Origin of the sequence: Aromatoleum petrolei (assembly GCF_017894385.1) — a bacterium.
Lineage (GTDB): Bacteria > Pseudomonadota > Gammaproteobacteria > Burkholderiales > Rhodocyclaceae > Aromatoleum > Aromatoleum petrolei.
Map to the genome: position 1 here is coordinate 2748776 of NZ_CP059560.1, position 18913 is coordinate 2767688.

At 69.6% G+C, this 18913-nt stretch carries 18 protein-coding genes; all 18 read left to right on the forward strand.

Going from position 1 to position 18913, the window contains the following annotated elements; genetic code table 11:
• Positions 1–103: 103 nt before the first annotated feature.
• The 18 genes from ToN1_RS12560 to ToN1_RS12645 all read left to right on the forward strand — a co-directional run bounded on the left by ToN1_RS12560 (position 104) and on the right by ToN1_RS12645 (position 18913).
• Positions 104–1309, forward strand: a complete 1206-nt coding sequence (locus ToN1_RS12560; RefSeq protein WP_244860754.1) for a hydrogenase small subunit — start codon at positions 104–106, stop codon at positions 1307–1309.
• Between the two features lie 2 nt (positions 1310–1311).
• On the forward strand, positions 1312–2319 hold the full coding sequence (gene hybA, locus ToN1_RS12565) for a hydrogenase 2 operon protein HybA (RefSeq protein WP_169205359.1): 1008 nt from the start codon (positions 1312–1314) through the stop codon (positions 2317–2319).
• On the forward strand, positions 2316–3485 hold the full coding sequence (hybB, locus tag ToN1_RS12570; protein WP_169205358.1) for a Ni/Fe-hydrogenase cytochrome b subunit: 1170 nt from the start codon (positions 2316–2318) through the stop codon (positions 3483–3485). Before hybA ends, hybB begins: the two co-directional genes overlap by 4 nt.
• A gap of 22 nt (positions 3486–3507) precedes the next feature.
• Positions 3508–5220, forward strand: coding sequence for a nickel-dependent hydrogenase large subunit (locus tag ToN1_RS12575; protein ID WP_169205357.1), 1713 nt, complete (start codon positions 3508–3510; stop codon positions 5218–5220).
• Positions 5220–5729, forward strand: a complete 510-nt coding sequence (locus ToN1_RS12580) for a HyaD/HybD family hydrogenase maturation endopeptidase (protein WP_169205356.1) — start codon at positions 5220–5222, stop codon at positions 5727–5729. Before ToN1_RS12575 ends, ToN1_RS12580 begins: the two co-directional genes overlap by 1 nt.
• A gap of 1 nt (position 5730) precedes the next feature.
• Complete coding sequence (locus ToN1_RS12585) at positions 5731–6012, forward strand: HypC/HybG/HupF family hydrogenase formation chaperone (RefSeq protein ID WP_169205355.1); 282 nt, start codon at positions 5731–5733, stop codon at positions 6010–6012.
• On the forward strand, positions 6009–6593 hold the full coding sequence (gene hybE / locus ToN1_RS12590; RefSeq protein WP_169205354.1) for a [NiFe]-hydrogenase assembly chaperone HybE: 585 nt from the start codon (positions 6009–6011) through the stop codon (positions 6591–6593). The genes ToN1_RS12585 and hybE overlap by 4 nt, the downstream gene beginning before the upstream one ends.
• Before the next feature lie 164 nt (positions 6594–6757).
• Positions 6758–7879: a nickel-dependent hydrogenase large subunit gene (locus ToN1_RS12595; protein ID WP_169205353.1), complete on the forward strand. Its 1122-nt coding sequence runs from the start codon at positions 6758–6760 to the stop codon at positions 7877–7879.
• Positions 7872–8213 (forward strand): hydrogenase maturation nickel metallochaperone HypA, encoded by a 342-nt coding sequence (gene hypA / locus ToN1_RS12600; protein WP_169205352.1) that lies wholly within the window; start codon positions 7872–7874, stop codon positions 8211–8213. Before ToN1_RS12595 ends, hypA begins: the two co-directional genes overlap by 8 nt.
• A 180-nt stretch (positions 8214–8393) precedes the next feature.
• Positions 8394–9314 (forward strand): hydrogenase nickel incorporation protein HypB, encoded by a 921-nt coding sequence (hypB, locus tag ToN1_RS12605; protein ID WP_169205351.1) that lies wholly within the window; start codon positions 8394–8396, stop codon positions 9312–9314.
• An 8-nt stretch (positions 9315–9322) separates the two neighbouring features.
• Positions 9323–10459, forward strand: a complete 1137-nt coding sequence (locus ToN1_RS12610) for a Kae1-like domain-containing protein (protein ID WP_244860755.1) — start codon at positions 9323–9325, stop codon at positions 10457–10459.
• Between the two features lie 3 nt (positions 10460–10462).
• Positions 10463–10720 carry a HypC/HybG/HupF family hydrogenase formation chaperone gene (locus ToN1_RS12615; protein ID WP_169205349.1) on the forward strand — a complete coding sequence of 86 codons (258 nt, stop codon included), beginning with the start codon at positions 10463–10465 and terminating at the stop codon, positions 10718–10720.
• Positions 10717–11868, forward strand: a complete 1152-nt coding sequence (gene hypD, locus ToN1_RS12620; protein WP_169205348.1) for a hydrogenase formation protein HypD — start codon at positions 10717–10719, stop codon at positions 11866–11868. The genes ToN1_RS12615 and hypD overlap by 4 nt, the downstream gene beginning before the upstream one ends.
• Positions 11865–12929, forward strand: a complete 1065-nt coding sequence (hypE, locus tag ToN1_RS12625) for a hydrogenase expression/formation protein HypE (RefSeq protein ID WP_169205347.1) — start codon at positions 11865–11867, stop codon at positions 12927–12929. Before hypD ends, hypE begins: the two co-directional genes overlap by 4 nt.
• A gap of 8 nt (positions 12930–12937) precedes the next feature.
• Positions 12938–14851 carry a hydrogenase maturation protein gene (locus ToN1_RS12630; RefSeq protein WP_169205346.1) on the forward strand — a complete coding sequence of 638 codons (1914 nt, stop codon included), beginning with the start codon at positions 12938–12940 and terminating at the stop codon, positions 14849–14851.
• A complete protein-coding gene (locus tag ToN1_RS12635; protein ID WP_169205345.1) occupies positions 14848–16308 on the forward strand; it encodes a sigma-54-dependent transcriptional regulator in 1461 nt (486 codons plus the stop codon). The genes ToN1_RS12630 and ToN1_RS12635 overlap by 4 nt, the downstream gene beginning before the upstream one ends.
• 158 nt (positions 16309–16466) lie before the next feature.
• A complete protein-coding gene (locus ToN1_RS12640; protein WP_169205344.1) occupies positions 16467–17462 on the forward strand; it encodes an NADH-quinone oxidoreductase subunit B family protein in 996 nt (331 codons plus the stop codon).
• Positions 17459–18913 carry a nickel-dependent hydrogenase large subunit gene (locus ToN1_RS12645; RefSeq protein WP_169205343.1) on the forward strand — a complete coding sequence of 485 codons (1455 nt, stop codon included), beginning with the start codon at positions 17459–17461 and terminating at the stop codon, positions 18911–18913. Before ToN1_RS12640 ends, ToN1_RS12645 begins: the two co-directional genes overlap by 4 nt.

The following is an 18913-nucleotide window of genomic DNA, read 5'->3' on the forward strand; positions in this document are numbered from 1 at the left end:
AAATCCTTCAAACCCCTGTTTCGTAACGGAAAACCGCTAACCGGAAAGCAGGCACGCTTCTTGTGACCCTCCCCGCGTACGACGCGCACATGCGATGCGGTCCATGGACAAGAACAGGGGGGAGTGCATGCACCACGAATTGAAGGAACTGGCGGAAGCCTGGCAGGCGCGGCCGGTCGAGGAGCGCCTGGGGATGAGCCGGCGAACTTTCATGCAGTTCTGCGCGACGCTGGCGACGACGCTGGGCCTGCCGGCCACCGCCGCGGCGCAGATGCAGAGCGCGATCGAGCAGAAGCGCCGCCCCTCGGTGATCTGGCTGCACTTCCAGGAATGCACCGGCTGTACCGAGTCGATGCTGCGTGCGGAGCACCCGACGCTCGAGAAGCTGATCCTCGACATCATCTCGCTCGATTACCACGAGACGTTGTTCGCCGCCGCCGGCCACCAGGTCGAGGCCGCCCGCCGTCAGGCGATGGCGGACAACAAGGGCAAGTACATCCTCGTCATCGAGGGGGCGATCCCGACCAAGGAAGACGGCATCTACTGCAAGGTCGGCGGCCAGACCGCGATCGAGCTGACCAGGGAGTGCGCGGCGGACGCCGCGGCGGTGATCGCGATCGGCTCCTGTGCGAGCTGGGGCGGCATGCCTTCGACGGGGCCGAATCCGACCGGCGCGACCGGTGTCGCGGAGGTGCTGGGCAAGCCGGTCGTGACGATCCCCGGCTGCCCGCCCAATCCCTACAACTTCCTCGCCACCGTCGTGCATTTCCTGAGCTTCGGCGCGCTTCCCGAAGTCGATCAGCTGGGCCGGCCGAAGTTCGCGTATTCGCGCCTGATCCACGAGAACTGCGAGCGCCGCGCGCACTTCGACGCCGGCCGCTTCGCGATGGAGTTCGGCGACGAAGGCCACCGCAAGGGCTACTGCCTGTACAAGCTGGGCTGCAAGGGGCCGGAAACCTACGCGAACTGTCCGACGGTGCTGTTCGGCGATGCCGGCGCGGGCACCTGGCCGGTCGGCTGCGGGCATCCCTGTATCGGCTGTACCGAGCAGGGCGTGGGCTTCCAGAAGCCGATCCACATGCTCGCGAAGGTGAAGAACGTCGAGCCGCCGGCGAGCTATCCCTCGGTCGGCGAGCCGCAGGGCAAGGGCGCATCGCTGGGCTCGGCGGCGGTTCTCGCCGCGGTGGCCGGGGCCGCCGCGGGCGCCGGCGCAATGTTCGCGAAGAATCTCGGCAAGTCTCACGCGGAGCAGCAGGCCGCGAAGGACAAGGACGGCAAGCAGGACGGCAAGAGCGCCGGACGGGAGTGACGATGAGCTCCCGACGCGACTTCCTCAGATGTGCGCTCGCGGGCGGCGCGGCCGTCGCAGGCGCCGCGGCGAGCCCGGCCGTGCAGGCGCGCGGCAACGCCGAGATCTCGCCCGACGCGGTGGGGCTCCTCTTCGACGCGACGCTGTGCATCGGCTGCAAGGCCTGTGTCGCGGCGTGCAAGACGGCCAACAACCTGCCGGTCGATATCAACACCACGCCGGACTCGCCGTGGGACGTGCCGCTCGACACGACGGCGCGCACCTTCAACGTGATCAAGGTGTACAAGGACGGCAAGGCGACGCTGAAGGACACGGAGCAGGGCGGCTACGCCTTCATGAAGAGCTCCTGCCTGCACTGCGTCGACCCGAGCTGCGTGTCGGCTTGTCCGGTGTCGGCGATGCTCAAGGATCCGGTGACCGGCATCGTCTCCTACGACAAGGACGCCTGCATCGGCTGCCGCTACTGCGTGGCGGCCTGCCCCTTCGGCATCCCGAAATACGACTACGACTCGCCGACCGGCGCGATCGGCAAGTGCCAGCTGTGCCGCCATCGCATGAAGGACGGCCACTACGCGGCCTGCGCCGAGGTGTGTCCGACCGGCGCGACGCTGTACGGCAAGGTCTCCGACCTGAAGGTTGAGGCGCAGCGCCGCCTCGCGCTGAAACCCGGCGAGACGACGGTGTATCCGCGCGGCAATCTCACGACGGGCGACCAGCCCTCGTGGGAAGGCGCGGTGCCGGCCTACGTGCAGCACGTGTATGGCGAGAAGGAGGTCGGCGGCACGCAGATGATGAAGCTCGCTGCCGTGCCCTTCGACAAGCTGGGCCACAAGCCGCTGCCCGAGCGCTCCTTCTCGTCGAGGTCCGAGACGCTGCAGCACACCCTCTACGGCGGGCTCGCGCTGCCGGTGGTCGCGCTGGGGGTGATGACCTTCCTCGCCAAGCGCAACATGCCCAAGGACGACGACTCGACGGGCCAACACTCTGACAAGCGGGAGGGCGGCCAATGAGCGCTCATGTCCATGCCGCGCCGGCCCCGGTCGGCGGGCGGCTTCTCAACGCGGTGAGCTTCGTCTGCGCGGTGCTGATCCTGTCGGCCTTTGCGATCCTCGCGCTGCGCTTCTGGGGCGGCCTCGGGGCAGTGACGAACCTCAACGACGGCTACCCGTGGGGCATCTGGGTGGTCGGCGACGTCGTGATCGGCTCGGCCTTCGCGTGCGGCGGTTTCTCGGTCGCGATGCTGGTGTACATCTTCAACAAGGGCGAGTACCACCCGCTGGTGCGCCCGGCGCTGCTCGCGAGCCTGTTCGGATATTCGCTGGCGGGCGCCGGCGTTATCTTCGACCTCGGCCGCTACTGGAACTTCTGGCACATCCTGTGGCCGGGCTACGCGTCGCCGAACTCGGTGATGTTCGAGGTCGCCGCCTGCATCTCGCTCTACATCCTGGTGATGTGGCTGGAGTTCTCGCCGACCTTCTTCGAGAAGTTCGGCTGGACGAACGCGCAGCGCAAGGTCGGGCGCGCGATGTTCTTCCTGATCGGCCTCGGCACCGTGCTGCCGATGATGCACCAGAGCTCGCTCGGCTCGATGCTGATCGTGTTCGGCACGCAGCTGCATCCGCTGTGGCAGACGATGGCGCTGCCGGCGATCTACCTGATCTCGGCGATCACGCTCGGCTATGCGGTGGTGCTGTTCGAGTCCTGCGTCGCGGCCGCCGGCTATCGCCGCTCGATCGAGATGCACCTCCTCACCCCCTTGTCCAAGGTGATGCTGGGCATGCTGGGTGTGTATCTGGCGCTGCGCTTCGGCGACCTGATCGTGCGTGGCGCGATCGCGACGGCCTTCGAGCCGACGCTGCAGGCCTTCATGTTCTGGCTGGAGAGCATCGCCTTCGTGCTGCCGTTGCGGATCCTTGGCTCGCCCGCCAAGCGCGCGAATCCGGCGAACCTCTTCACCGGCGGCGCCGTGCTGATGATCGCCGGCATCCTGCTGCGCGTGAATTCCTATCTGGTCGGCTACCAGACCGGCGACGGCTGGTCCTACTTCCCGTCCATCCCCGAAATGATGGTCACCTTCGGCATGTTCGCGATCGAAGTGCTGGCCTACATCGTCATTACCCGCCGCTTCCCGGTGCTGCCGCGCGAGGACCACGCGCCGGCCGGGCAGGCCGCCTGACAAAAACCAGGAGACTGAACCCATGAGCCAACGCATCACCATCGACCCGGTCACCCGGATTGAAGGCCACCTCCGGATCGACGTCGAGGTCGACGGCGGCAAGGTCACCAAGGCCTGGTCCTCGGGCACCATGTGGCGCGGCGTCGAGAACATCCTGATCGGCCGCGACCCGCGCGACGCCTGGGCGATCACGCAGCGCATCTGCGGCGTGTGCACGACCGTGCATGCGATCTGTTCGGTGCGCGCGGTCGAGAACGCGCTGAAGCTGGACATCCCGCTCAACGCGCAGCTGATCCGCAACATGATCATCCTTGCGCACGCGGTGCATGACCAGATCGTGCATTTCTACCACCTGTCGGCGCTCGACTGGGTGGACGTGGTCTCGGCGCTGAAGGCCGACCCGGACAAGGCCGCCGCGCTCGGCGAGAGCCTGTCGACGTGGTCGGGCAACAGCAAGTACGAGATGCGCAAGGTCAAGGAGAAGCTCGCGAGCTACGTCGCGAGCGGCCAGCTCGGCATCTTCACGAACGGCTACTGGGGCCACCCGGCGATGAAGCTGTCGCCGGAGGTGAACCTGCTGGCGGTCGCGCACTACCTGCAGGCACTGGAGATCCAGCGCTACGCGAACAAGATCGTGTCCATCCTCGGCTCGAAGACGCCGCACATCCAGAACGTCGCCGTCGGCGGCGTCGCCAATCCGCTGTCGACGAACTCGCAGTCGGTGCTGACCGTCGAGCGCCTGATGGCGATCCAGGAGTGGATGACGAAGCTCGACGACTTCGTGAAGAACGTCTACATGGTGGATGTCGCCGCGATCGGCGCCTTCTATCCGGAATGGACGCAGGTCGGCCGCGGCGTCGTGAACTATCTCGCGGCGCCGGACATCCCGCTCGATTCGGCCGGCACCCAGTTCGCGATCCCCGGTGGCTACATCCCCAACGGGGATCTCACGCAGTTCAAGCCGATCACGGCCTTCGGCGACAAGTACTTCGAGGACGGGGTCTCGGAAGCGATCAAGCACTCGTGGTACGAATACGGCGGCGGAGATTCGACTTCGCTGCACCCCTACAAGGGCGAAACAACGCCCAAGTACACCGACTTCCAGGACGACGGCAAGTACTCGTGGCTCAAGTCGCCGACCTTCCTCGGCAAGCCGGCCCAGGTCGGCCCGCTCGCGCGCGTGCTGTGCGGCCTCGCGGCCAAGCACGAAGGCATCACGAAGTACGCGACCGGGATGCTCGACACGGTGTCCTCGCTGGCGAAGACCCAGGTCCGGCTGGACGCGATGCACTCGACGATCGGCCGCCACGCGTCGCGCGCGATCATGTGCGGCGTCGAGACCGACGCGCTGCAGGGCCAGTGGCAGATGCTCATCGACAACATGGCGAAGGGCGACCTCGACACCTTCAATGCGCCGGTCTTCCCCAAGGGCGAGATCCACGGCGTCGGCTTCCACGAGGCGCCGCGCGGCATCCTGTCGCACTGGGTGGTGATCGAGAACCAGAAGATCAAGAACTACCAGTGCGTGGTGCCCTCGACGTGGAACGCCGCGCCGAAGAACGAGAAGGACGAGATGGCGCCCTACGAGGCCTGCCTGATCGGCAACCCGGTGGCCGATGCCGAGAAGCCGCTGGAGGTGCTGCGCACGATCCACTCCTTCGATCCGTGTCTCGCCTGCGCGGTGCATATCCTGGATACGGAGAACACCGAGGTCGTGCGGGTGAAGGCGTCCTGATGAGCTCGATCGAAATCCGCCGCGCCGTCCTGCTGGGTGTCGGCAACATCCTGCTCACCGACGAGGGCGTCGGCGTGCGCCTCGTCGAGCAATTGCAGGCCGGGTACGAGATCCCCGAAGTGCTGACGGTGCTCGACGGCGGCACTGCGGCGATGGAGCTCCTCGAGGATCTCGAGAACCTCGACCTGCTCGTCATCGCCGACTGCGTGCGTGTCGGCCAGCCGCCGGCGTCCGTCGTCGTGCTGAAGGACGACGAGGTGCCGGCCTTCTTCCGCGCGCGCATCTCGCCGCATCAGGTCGGGCTGTCGGACGTGCTCGCGACGCTCGAGATCACCGAGCGTGCGCCGCGCCATGTCGTCGTCGTGGGCGTGCAGCCCTTCGACATTTCGACCTCGATGGAGCAGAGCGCGCCGGTGCGAGCGGCGATGCCGCAGGGGCTGCAGGCGATCCGCGATGCGCTGGCGGAATATGGGCTGCAGACGCCTCCCAAGGTCGCGGAGGCTGCGTAGCATGTGTCTGTCGGTGCCGATGCAGGTCGAGTCCTGGGTGGGCGACGGCGAGATCGCGTGGGTCCGGCGCGGTGATCGCCGCGAGCAGGCCAACATGCTGCTCGTCGGCCCGCAGCCCGTCGGCACCTGGCTGCTGATTGCGCTTGGTTTCGCCAAGGACGTGCTCGACGAAGAGAGCCTCGCGCTGACCGAGGAGGCGCTCGCGGCGCTGGCGGCGACGCTTGACGGCGACTACGACCCCGACGCGTGGTTCAAGGACCTGGGCGGGCGGGAAGCGGCATGAGCGAGGTGCTCCCCTTCGTCCGCGTGCCGGCGGTCCGTCCGGCGGCGGCGCAGGTCGCCGCGGTCTGGGATGACGACCCGAGCCCGACGATGGAACGCCATTTCCGCCGTGTGCACGAAACGCGCATGCTCGGTCTGCCCTTCCTCAACGAAGCCCTCGACGTCGCGGTCGCCGCGTGCGAGCGCGTCGGCGGGGACTGGCTGGCGGCGGTGGTGACGCCGTGGAGCATCCAGCTCGTGCTGCTGCCGGGCGGCGGCACGCTGTGGTGCGATACCGCGGCCGGAATGCGCCACACGCTGAGCCTGCCGGTGGGCAATCTCGTGTTCATCGGCGAGGCGGCCGAACACGCCTCGGACCTCGTGCCGGCCTTCCAGTACTGCCCCCTGATCACGCCGCCCGAGGGCATCGCGGACACCGACGCAGCCTGCGCGATCGCGCGCGAGGCGCTCGCCACCGTGCTCAAGCCGCTGGCCGCAAGCGTCGCCGATCCCACTGGGGCGCTCCCCTCCGAAGATGCCGATCCGAATCCGCGGACGCCGCCCTCGCCCTCGCGTCGCGCCTTCCTGCGCGGCCGCTCCTAGACATGCGTCAACGGTTGCCGTCGGCAGGCTTTCGCCCTCGCGCGTCTGCGCCTATCATCGTCCGCACCCGGCGGATGCGCGCCCACAGCGCGTTTTCCGGGCCGCGCGCGCATGGGGTGCGGCGGCATGCGTGTGGCGACCGGACGGCGGAACGGAGAAGGCGGATGAACCCGGGGGGAACGATGCGGCTGGTGGCGCGGCGGCAAGGGCGGAGGATCGTCCATGTCGAGGTCGACAACCCCCGGCCGCAGGCCGCGCGCGTACTCGTCGGGCGGACGGTCGAGGAGGCGATCAAACTCGTTCCGACCCTCTTCAGTCTGTGCTCGCACGCGCAGCGGATCGCCGCCACGGCGGCCTGTGTCGCGGCGGGCGCCGCGCAGACGGAGCGCCCCGAGGCCTGGGCCGAGGAGCGCGAACTCGCGACCGAAATGACGCAGGAGCACCTGTGGCGCCTGATGCTCGACTGGCCCACGCTGTTCGGCCACGCCCCGCGCCGCGACCGCTTCGCGGAACTGCACCGTCGCCTGGCGCGTCTCGTGGATGCCCGCGCAGCCTATGAATTGGGCGGAGATATCCTCGATCTGGTCGCGGTGGAATTGCTGCAGGGTTTCTTCATGGCCACGCGCGGACCGAGCAGCCTGCGCGAGTTCGTCGAGCGGGCGCGGCGCGGCGGCACCATCGGCGCGGCGCTGGGCGACCTGATCGAAATGGGCTCCTCGACCCCGAAAGAAGAGGCCGTGCCGCTCCTGCCCGTGCTGGCGGCGGGCGCGTGGGCGAACGAACTGGGCGGGGTGCCGTCGGCGGATTTCTGCGCGACGCCGACCCTCTTCGGCAAGGCGCACGAAACCGGGGTGCTGTCGCGTCACGCCGGCGAATTGATGGTGCGCGGCCTGCTCATGCATCGCCATCGCATCGCCGCGCGGCTGTTCGCGCGCGTGGTCGATCTGTCGGAATGTGCGAGCCGCCTGCGCCATCCGCTCGCGTCCGACATGGCCAAGCTGGTCGATGCGGCGCCGCTGGGCGAGCACGCCGGGCTCGCCTGCGTCGAGACCGCCCGCGGGCTGCTGATGCACGCGGTGCGCCTCGACGGCGATCGCATCGCCGAATACGCGATCGTCGCGCCGACCGAATGGAATTTCCACGCCGAAGGTCCCTTCGTGCGCGAAGGCTGCGGCTGGGAGGCGGAGTCGGACGAGGCGGCGCTGCTGCGCCTGAAGGCCCTCGCGTTGTCGCTCGACCCCTGCGTCGAGTACGAGATCGCGATCGAGGACGTGGCCGGTGCATGAGATGTCGCTCGCGGAGAGCATCCGCGGCATCGTCGAGGACGCCGCGCAGGCGCAGGGCGCCGCGCGCGTGAAGACCGTCGTGCTGGAGATCGGGGAGCTGTCGTCGGTGGAGATCGAGGCGCTGCGCTTCTGCCTCGACGTCGTGCTGAGCGATTCGCTGGCGGACGGCGCGGCGATCGAGATCGAGGCCGTCCCCGGCGTCGGCTGGTGCCTCGCGTGCGACCGCAGCGTGCCGCTCGCGCAGCGCTACGATGCCTGTCCCGAGTGCGGCGGTTACCAGGTGCGACCGACCGGCGGCACGGAGATGCGCGTGAGCGAAATCGAGGTGGAGTGAGGCGAAGATGCCGTCGAATATTCCTGGCGGCAAACGCAGTCGTTCGCCCTGGGCTTGTCGGAGGGTGGCGGCAGGGATTCGACAGGCCTGGCCTGTGGAAGGTCGAAGGGCTGAGCCCGAACGGTATCGAGTTGCAGCAGGCCGTGGAATGGGGGCTTGCGAACGAGTTGGAGCAAGGTGATGTGTACGGTGTGCGGTTGTGGTTCGGGCGAAGTGAGTATCGGTGGCGCGGGGTGGTCCAGGGGCGCGCGTGCGAAGGGCGGGGCGACGCGCGGGTGGAAGGTCGCGGCACCCGCGCACGCGCATGAACAGGCCAACGAACCCGCCGCGGAGGCCGCCGCCGACGACGCGCACATCCATCCCGCCCATCACCACCTGCACTTCGGTGCCGGCGCGGCCCACGCGCACGCGCCCGGCCTCACGCAGTCACAGATGGTGAAAATCGAGCGCGACATCCTAGGCAAGAACGACGCCCGCGCCGACGAAAACCGCCGCACCCTCGCCGCGCGCGGCATTTTCGCGCTGAACCTCGTCTCCAGTCCCGGCTCCGGCAAGACGACGCTGCTCGTGCGCACGCTCACCGAACTCGCCGGGCGCGTGCCGGCAGCGGTCATCGAAGGCGACCAGCAAACCGAATTCGACGCCGAACGCATCCGCGCGACCGGCGTGCCGGCGCTGCAGATCAACACCGGCAAGGGCTGCCACCTCGACGCCGACATGGTCGGCCGCGCACTCGCACAGATGGACCTCGCCGACGACAGCCTGCTGCTGATCGAGAACGTCGGCAACCTCGTGTGCCCGGCGGCCTTCGATCTGGGCGAGGCGCACAAGGTCGCGATCCTGTCGGTGACCGAGGGCGAGGACAAGCCGCTCAAGTACCCCGACATGTTCGCCGCCGCTGACCTGATGCTGCTCAACAAGGTCGACCTGCTGCCGTATCTCGCTTTCGACGTCGAGCGCGCGATCGGCTACGCGCGTCGCGTGAATCCCGCGATCGAGGTGATCCGCAGCTCCTCGACGAACGGGGAGGGCATTTCGCAGTGGCTCGCGTGGCTCGAGCGCGGCATGGCGAAGGCGCGCGTGGCCCGGCAGCGGGCCTGAGTCCGTCGGTGAGCATCGCGCACGACGCCCCTCCGTATGCCGTGACGCTGCCGCTCGCGCCGCGCGGCCCGGCCGTGCTCGCATTCGGCGCCTGGTACAAGAACGCGCTGTGCCTGGCTGCCGAGGGCGAGGGCCGGCTCGGCGCGACGGTCGGCGACCTCGACACGCCCGAGGCCTGTCACGACATGGACGCCTGGGCCGAGGCGATGCTCGCCCATCGCACGCCCGCCGCCGTCGCCCACGACCTGCACCCGGACTTCCACTCCAGCCGCCGCGCGGTCGAGCTGGCCGAGCGCCTCGGGGTGCCGGCCATCGCCGTGCAGCACCACCACGCCCACGTCGCCGCGGTGCTGGCGGAGCACGAGCATCCCGGCCCGGCGCTGGGCCTCGCGCTCGACGGCGTCGGCCTCGGCACGGACGGCACGGCCTGGGGTGGCGAGCTGCTGCGCGTCGACGGCGCGTCCTTCGAGCGCCTGGGCCATCTCGCGCCCCTGCCGCTCGCGGGCGGCGACCGCGCGGCGCGCGAACCGTGGCGCATGGCCGCGGCCGTGCTGCACCGGGCCGGCCGCGCCGGCGAGATCGCGACCCGCTTCGCCTCCCAGCCCGCCGCGGCGATGCTCGCGCAGCTCCTCGAGCGCGAGGCCTTGTGCCCGCCGACCTCCAGCCTCGGCCGCGTGTTCGACGCCACCGCGGGGCTGCTGGGCCTGTGCCCGGTGATGCGCGTCGAGGCGGAAGCCGCGATCGCGCTGGAGCGTGCGGCGGCCGAGTACCTCGACCACAACGGTGAAGCCCGGCCCGAGGCCGACGGCTGGACGACGGATGGGGCCGGGCGACTCGACCTGATGCCGCTCCTCGTCGCGCTGGCGGACGAACCGGACACGGGCCGCGGTGCCGCGCGCTTCCACGTCACGCTCGCCGCCGCGCTCGACGACTGGGTCGCACAGGCGGCGGCGCGCACCGGCCTCGACGTCGTCGCACTCTCCGGCGGCTGCCTGCACAACCGCATCCTGTCGCAACACCTGGCCGCCGGCCTGCGCGCGCGCGGCCTCACGGTGCTCGAAGCGCGGCGGCTGTCGCCCGGCGATGCCGGCCTCGCGCTGGGCCAGGCCTGGGTCGCGCTTCACCATTTGAACCAAGGACGCTGACGCATGTGCCTCGCCATCCCCGCCCGCATCGTCGAACTGTTGCCCGGTGACGCCTGCCGCGTCGACCTCGGCGGCGTGCGCAAGGAGATCTCGCTCGCGCTGGTCGATGGCGCCCAAGTCGGCGACTACGTGATCGTCCATGTCGGCTACGCGCTGTCGAAGCTGGATGAGGAGGAGGCCGAACAGACCCTCGCGCTCTTCGCCGAAGCCGGCCTCACAGGCTCCTCTCTCGCCGCCGCGGCCGACGAAGGGGCGGCATGAAATACGTCGACGAATTCCGCGACGGCACGCTCGCGCGCAAGCTCGCCGACGCCATCGCCCGCGAGGCCGACCCCGCGCGCAACTACGCCTTCATGGAATTCTGCGGCGGCCACACCCACGCGATCTCGCGCTACGGCGTCACCGATCTGTTGCCCGCCAACGTGCGCATGATCCACGGACCCGGCTGTCCGGTGTGCGTGCTGCCCATCGGCCGTATCGACATGGCGATCCGCCTCGCCCTGTCGCACCCGGACGTGACGATCTGCACCTACGGCGACTGCCTGCGCGTGCCGGCCTCGGACGGCCTGTCGTTGCTGAAGGCGAAGGCGCGCGGCGCGGACATCCGCATGGTGTATTCGGCCGCCGACGCGCTCGCGCTCGCGCAGAAGATGCCCGAACGCGAAGTCGTGTTCTTCGCGATCGGCTTCGAGACCACCACGCCGCCCACCGCGCTGGTGCTGAGCCAGGCGCAGGCGCTGGGGCTCGCCAACTTCAGCGTGCTGTGCAACCACGTGCTGACGCCGTCGGCGATCCTCACGATCCTCGAATCGCCCGAAGTGCGCGAGCTCGGCACCGTGCCGCTTGACGGCTTCATCGGCCCGGCCCACGTGTCGACGATCATCGGCAGCCGCCCCTACGCCTTCTTCGCCGAGGAATACCGCAAGCCGGTCGTGATCGCCGGCTTCGAGCCGCTCGACGTGATGCAGGCGATCCGCATGCTGATCCGGCAGGTGAACGACGGCCGCGCCGAGGTCGAGAACGAATTCACGCGCGCGGTGAGCGAGGAGGGCAACCTCAAGGCGCAGGGGCTGGTGTCCGAAGTCTTCGAGCTGCGGCGCAGCTTCGAATGGCGCGGCCTGCGCGAAGTGCCGTACTCGGCGCTGAAGATCCGTGCGCCCTTCGCTGCGTGGGACGCCGAGGCGAAATTCGGCCTCGAATTCGTCTCCGTGCCCGACAACCGCGCCTGCGAGTGCGGTGCCATCCTGCGCGGCGTGAAGACGCCCATCGACTGCAAGCTGTTCGGCACCGTATGCACACCCGAGAACCCCATGGGCTCGTGCATGGTGTCGTCCGAAGGCGCCTGCGCGGCGCATTACAACTACGGGCGCTTCCGGGACATCCCGGTCGTCGCCGGGACCGCCTCATGAGCCTCGCCGGAACGATCAAGAAGGGCTACGTGCGCCCGCTGGACCTCAAGCACGGACGCGTCGACATGGGGCACGGCGCCGGCGGGCGCGCGATGGCGCAGCTGATCTCCGAACTCTTCGCCGCGGCCTTCGCCAACGAACATCTCGACCGCGGCGACGACGCAGCCGTGCTGCCGGCGCCCGCCCCCGGCGAACGCCTCGTCGTCGCGACCGACGCGCACGTCGTCAGCCCGCTATTCTTCCCCGGCGGCGACATCGGCTGCCTGTCGGTGCACGGCACGATCAACGACCTCGCCGTGATGGGCGCGCGCCCGCTCTATCTCGCCGCGAGCTTCATCCTCGAGGAAGGCTTCCCGCTCGCCAACCTCGCGCGCATCGTGCAGTCGATGGCGCACGCGTCGCGCGAGGCGGGCGTGCCCGTCGTCACCGGCGACACCAAGGTCGTCGAACAGGGCAAGGGCGACGGCGCCTTCATCACCACGACCGGCGTCGGCGCGCTGCCGCACGGGCGCGACATCGGCGGAGCGAACGCGCGGGCGGGCGACGCCATCCTCGTCTCCGGCACCCTCGGCGACCACGGCATGGCGATCATGGCGCAGCGTGAGTCGCTCGCCTTCGACTCCGAGATCGCCTCCGACACCGCTGCGCTGCATGGCCTCGTCGCCGCGATGCTCGACGCCGTGCCTGCGATCCGCGTGCTGCGCGACCCGACCCGCGGCGGCCTCGCGACCACCCTCAACGAGATCGCCACCCAGTCCAGCGTCGGCATGGAGCTCGACGAAGCCGCGATCCCCGTCCAGCCCCAGGTCGCCGCCGCGTGCGAACTCCTGGGCCTCGACCCGCTATACGTCGCCAACGAAGGCAAGCTGATCGCGATCTGCGCACAGGAAGATGCCGAGCGCCTGCTCGCCGCGATGCGCGCCCATCCGCTGGGCGAACGCGCCGCGCACATCGGCACCGTCACCGCCGACCCCAACGCCTTCGTGCAGATCCGCACGTCCTTCGGCGGCCGGCGCATGGTGGATTGGCTGTCGGGCGAGCAATTGCCGCGTATCTGCTGAGAGCCGCGATGCGCATCCTCCTCCTCACCCACAGCTTCAACAGCCTCACGCAGCGCCTCTTCGCCGAGTTGACGGCCGACGGCCACGCACTCTCCGTCGAGTTCGACATCGCCGACCGCGTCGCCGAGGAAGCCGTCGCGCTGTTCCGCCCCGACCTGATCCTCGCGCCCTTCCTCAAGCGCGCCGTGCCCGAATCGATCTGGTCGCGCCACCTCACGCTGATCGTGCATCCCGGCATCGTCGGCGACCGCGGCCCCTCGGCGCTCGACTGGGCGATCACGAACGGGGAGACGGAGTGGGGCGTCACGGTGCTGCAAGCCGAAGCCGCGATGGACGCCGGCCCGGTGTGGGCGAGCGTCGGTTTCCCGATGCGCGACGCGACGAAGGCCAGCCTCTACCGCAACGAAGTCACCGCCGCAGCGCTGCAGGCGGTCCGCGCCGCCATCGAAAAGGTACCCGACTGGCGCGCCGGCACTTGGTCGCCGACCCCGCTCGCACAAATCCTCGACAATGCAGAAAGCGCCGTAAACCAAAACGCCCAAGACAACGAAACGCTACCCAGCCCTGCACTCCGCAGCCCCCTCCGGGCGCTGTCTCGTGCTGAGGCGTCCGCCACGCGTCCAACGAAGCGCGAGACAGCGCCCGGAGGGGGCGGTTCAGCACCCCGATACGCGCCCGTCGGCATCGAACGCCCGCTGATGAAGCAGTCCGACCGAAAGATCGACTGGCCTAACGACAGCACCCACACGATCCTGCAAAAACTCCGCGCCGCCGACGGCTTCCCCGGCGTCGCGGACGCGCTGTTCGGCATCCCCTGCCACCTCTTCGACGCCCACCCCGCCACGCCCGCCGAACTTCGCCCCGCAGAACCCGGCGCAATCACCGCCCGCCGCGACGGCGCCCTCCTGCGCGCTACGAGCGACGGCGCCGTCTGGATCGGCCACGTCAAACGTGCCGACCACGACCACCCCTTCAAGCTTCCCGCGACCGTCGCCTTCGCCGCCGAATCCGCCGCGTTGCCCGAGCTTGCGATCCCCCTGATGCGCGACGCCACCGACCCCCGCTGGAGCGAACTGCGTTACCGCGAAAGCGCCGACGGCACGACCGGCTTCCTCGCCTTCGACTTCTACAACGGCGCGATGGCCACCGACCAATGCCAGCGCCTCACGGCCGCGATTCGATTCGCCGCGACCCGCCCGACCCGCGTCCTCGTCCTCGAAGGCGGGCGCGATTTCTGGTCCAACGGCATCCACCTCAACCGCATCGAAGCCGCCGCTTCGCCCGCGGACGAATCCTGGGCCAACATCAACGCGATGAATGACGTCTGCCTCGCGCTGCTCACGCTCACCGACCGCCTCACCGTCGCCGCATTGCGCGGCAACGCCGGGGCAGGGGGCTGCTTCCTCGCGCTCGCCGATTTTGTGTGGGCGCGCGACGGCATCATCCTCAACCCGCACTACAAGAACATGGGCAACCTGTTCGGCTCCGAATACTGGACCTACCTGCTGCCGCGCCGCGTCGGGATGGAGGTCGGGCGGCAGATCATGGCCAACCGCCTGCCGCTCCTCGCACGTGACGCAAGGGCACTCGGCCTCGTCGACGCCACTTTCAGCGCCGACCTGCCGACCTTCGAAACCGAAGTCGCGCGCCACGCCGCCGCCCTCGCCGCCGATCCCGCGCTCGAAGCCCGCATCGCCGCAAAGGCCGCCCGCCGCGCCGCCGACGAAGCCGAAAAACCCCTCGCCGCCTACCGCGAGGAGGAACTCGCCGCGATGCGCCGCAACTTCTACGGCTTCGACCCCAGCTATCACGTCGCGCGCTACCATTTCGTGATGAAAAGCCCGCAATCCTGGACCCCGCGCCACCTCGCCCGCCACCGCGACCTCGGCTGGCGTGTGCCCGGAGAGGCCGAAGCCGCATGAGCAGAACGCTGCCCACCGTCCCCCTGCCGTCGGTCCTGATCGTCGACGACGAGGTCCGCTCGCAGGAATCCCTGCGCCGCACCCTCGACGAGGACTTCGACGTCTTCACCGCTTCGTCGGCCGACGAAGCGCTCGCGATCCTCGAACGCGAGTGGATCCAGATCGTGCTGTGCGACCAGCGCATGCCCGGCACCTCCGGCGTCCAGCTCCTGCGCCAGGTGCGCGAGCGCTGGCCCGACGCCGTGCGCATCATCATCTCCGGCTACACCGACTCGGAAGACATCATCGCCGGCATCAACGACGGCGGCATCTACCAGTACCTGCTCAAACCCTGGCAGCCCGAACAGCTCCTGCTCACGCTGCGCGGCGCGGCCGACATGTACCGCCTGCAGCGCGAGAACCAGCGCCTCTCGCTCGACCTCAAGGTCGCGAGCCCCGTGCTGCGCCAGCGCGTCGCCGGCAAGAAGGACACCGCCCGTCGCCGCTTCGGCGCCGACGCCTTGCTGCGCGCCCCCGACTCGCCGATGAACGCCCTGTGCGCGCTCGTCGCCAAGGTCGCCGACTTCGACATCCCGGTGCTGCTCACCGGCGAATCCGGCACCGGCAAGGAGTTGCTGGCCCGCGCGCTGCACTACGGCAGCAGCCGCAGCGAACAGGCCTTCGTCGTCGAAAACTGCGGTGCCGTGCCCGACACCCTGCTCGAATCCGAACTCTTCGGCGCCCGCCGCGGCGCCTTCACCGGCGCGCACGAAGACCGCGAAGGCCTCTTCCGTCAGGCCGACAACGGCTCCATCCTGCTCGACGAGATCGGCGAAACCTCCGCCGCCTTCCAGGTCAAGCTGCTGCGCGTCCTGCAGGAAGGCGAAGTCCGCCCGGTCGGCGCCGCGCGCCCGGTGGCCGTGGACGTGCGCGTCATCGCCGCGACCAACCGCGACCTCGAAGCCGACGTGCGCGAAGGGCGTTTCCGCGAAGACCTCTACTACCGCCTCGCCGCGATCACCATCACCGTGCCGCCGCTGCGCGAACGGCGCATGGACATTCCGCTGATCGCCCAGCAATACGTCGACGGCGCCCGGCAATCTCTCGGCCGCGAGTTCGAGCCGCTCGGCGCCGACGTGCTGGCCTGCCTTCAGGCCTACCGCTGGCCCGGCAACGTGCGCGAACTGCGCAACGAAGTCCTGCGCATGATCGCGCTCTCCGACGGCCCGCGCCTCTCCGCCGCCCACCTCTCGCCGCGCGTCCTGCGCGCCGCGGAGGACCATCAGGAACCCGAGCTGCAGCTCCTGGCCGGCCTCGACGGCGACCTCAAGACGCGGCTGGAGGCGCTGGAGGCGCGCATCGTCAAGGAAAGCCTCATCCGCCACCGCTGGAACAAGACACGCGCAGCACAGGAACTCGGCCTGTCTCGCGTCGGCCTGCGCAGCAAGCTCGCAAGATACGGTCTCGAAACGAATTGAGCTGACATGGACGTCCGGAAGCAGCAGTCCCAGTCCCGAATCGCACGGCGTAGCCCCCGACGGGGTGTATTTCGTGCCGAGGCGTCCGCCACGCGCCAACGAGGCGCGGAATGCACCCCGGCGGGGGCGGTTTTGGCGAACAATACGACACGCAAGCCATGAACCTCCTCTGGCTCCAATCCGGTGGCTGCGGCGGCTGCACGATGTCGCTGCTGTGCCACGACTCACACGACCTCGTCGCGATGCTGCGCGACGCCGGTATCAACCTCCTGTGGCACCCCGCGCTGTCCGAACAGACCGGCGCCGAAACCGTCGCGTTGCTCGATGCCTGCGCCCGTGGCGACACTCCTGTCGACCTGCTGTGCATCGAAGGCGCCATGCTGCGCGGCCCGCAGGGCACGGGCCGCTTCCACATGCTCGCCGGCACCGGCCGGCCGATGATCGCCTGGGTCAAGGACCTCGCCGCCCGCGCGCGCTACACGCTGGCCATCGGCAGTTGCGCCGCGTGGGGCGGCATCACCGCCGGAGGCATGAACCCGGCCGAAGCCTGCGGCCTGCAATACGACGGCGAAACCCGCGGCGGCCTCCTCGGTGCCGATTACCGCTCCGTCGCCGGCTGGCCCGTCATCAACGTCGCCGGCTGCCCGACCCACCCCGCCTGGGTCGTCGAAACCTTGCTCGGCCTCACCCTCGGCGAACTCGACCCCGATGGCCTCGACGCCCTCGGCCGCCCGCGCTTCTACGCCGACCACCTCGTGCACCACGGCTGCAGCCGCAACGAATTCTACGAATTCAAGGCCAGCGCCGAGAAAGCCTCCGACCTCGGCTGCCTGATGGAAAACCTCGGCTGTATGGGCACCCAGGCCCACGCCGACTGCAACGTGCGGCCGTGGAACGGCGGCGGCTCGTGCATCACCGGCGGCTACGCCTGCATCGCCTGCACCGAGCCCGGCTTCGAGGAGCCCGGTCACCCCTTCGCCACCACCCCCAAGGTCGCCGGCATCCCCACCGGCCTGCCGTCCGACATGCCCAAGGCCTGGTTCGTCGCGCTCGCCGCGCTGTCGAAGTCCGCGACGCCCAAGCGCGTGCGCGACAACGCGCGCGTCGATCATCCGGTCGTCGCACCGGCGCTGCGCAAGGCAAGGCCGAAATGACGCGCCTCATCGTTGGCCCCTTCAACCGCGTCGAAGGCGACCTCGAAGTCACGCTCGACGTGCAGGACGGCCGCGTCGCCGCCGCACACGTGAATTCCCCGCTCTTCCGCGGCTTCGAGCAGATCCTGCTCGGCAAGGACCCGCGCGACGCGCTCGTCTTCGTGCCGCGCATCTGCGGCATCTGCTCGGTGTCGCAGTCCGCTGCCGCCGCCCGCGCGCTGGGCGACGCGATGGGCCTCGTGCCGCCGCCCAACGGCGAACTTGCCGCGAACCTGATCCTCGCCAACGAAAACCTCGCCGACCACTTCACCCACTTCTACCTCTTCTTCATGGCGGACTTCGCGCGCGACGCCTACGCCGGCCGGCCGTGGTTCGACGCCGCGCGCGCCCGCTTCAAGGCCGTCGAAGGCGCCGCGACCGCCGACGCGCTCCCGGCCCGCGCCGCCTTCCTGCAGATTCTCGGCATCCTCGCCGGCAAATGGCCGCACAGCCTCACGCTGCAGCCCGGCGGCTCGGCGCGCGGCCTCGGCGCGTCCGAGAAGATCCGCGTGCACGCGCTGCTGCGCCAGTTTCGCGGCTGGCTCGAACGCCAGCTCTTCGGCGACAGCCTCGAAGCCATAGCCGCGCTCGACTCGATCGCCGCGCTGGAGGCCTGGAAAGCCACCCGCGCCCCCGCGGCGAGCGACTTCCGCCTCTTCCTCGAAATCGCCGACGCCCTCGCGCTCGACCGCCTCGGCCGCGCGACCGACCGCTTCCTCAGCTACGGCAACTACCCGCTAGCCGGCTCCCCGCTCTTCGCTCGCGGCGTGTGGCACGCGCCCAGCGCCACGCTCGCGCCGGTCGCCCACACCGACGTCGCCGAAGACGCGAGCCACGCCTGGATGGCCGACCCCCACGCGCTGCACCCGTGGCAGGGCGATACGCGCGTCGACATCGAACGTGCCGGCGCTTACAGCTGGTGCAAGGCGCCGCGCCTCAACGGCGAAGTGGCGGAATGCGGCGCCCTCGCGCGCCAGGTCGTCGATGGCCATCCGCTGATCCGCGAGCTCGTCGCCGCGAGCGGCGGCAACGTCGCCAACCGCGTCATCGCGCGTCTGCTGGAATTCGCCCGCGTCGTGCCGGCGATGGAAAACTGGATCCGCGCGATCGAGCCCGGCGAAGCCTTCTGCCACCAAGGCCCCATGCCCGACGAGGCGCAGGGCGTGGGTCTGGTCGAGGCCGCGCGCGGTGCGCTCGGCCACTGGCTCGTCATCCGCCAGGGGCGCATCGCCAACTACCAGGTCGTCGCGCCCACCACCTGGAACTTCTCGCCGCGCGATGCCGCCGGCACCCCCGGCGCGCTCGAACAGGCCCTCGTCGGCACGCCGGTCGGGGAGGGCGAGGCCGTGCCGCTGGCGGTGCAGCATGTCGTGCGCGCCTTCGACCCGTGCATGGTGTGCACGGTCCATTGA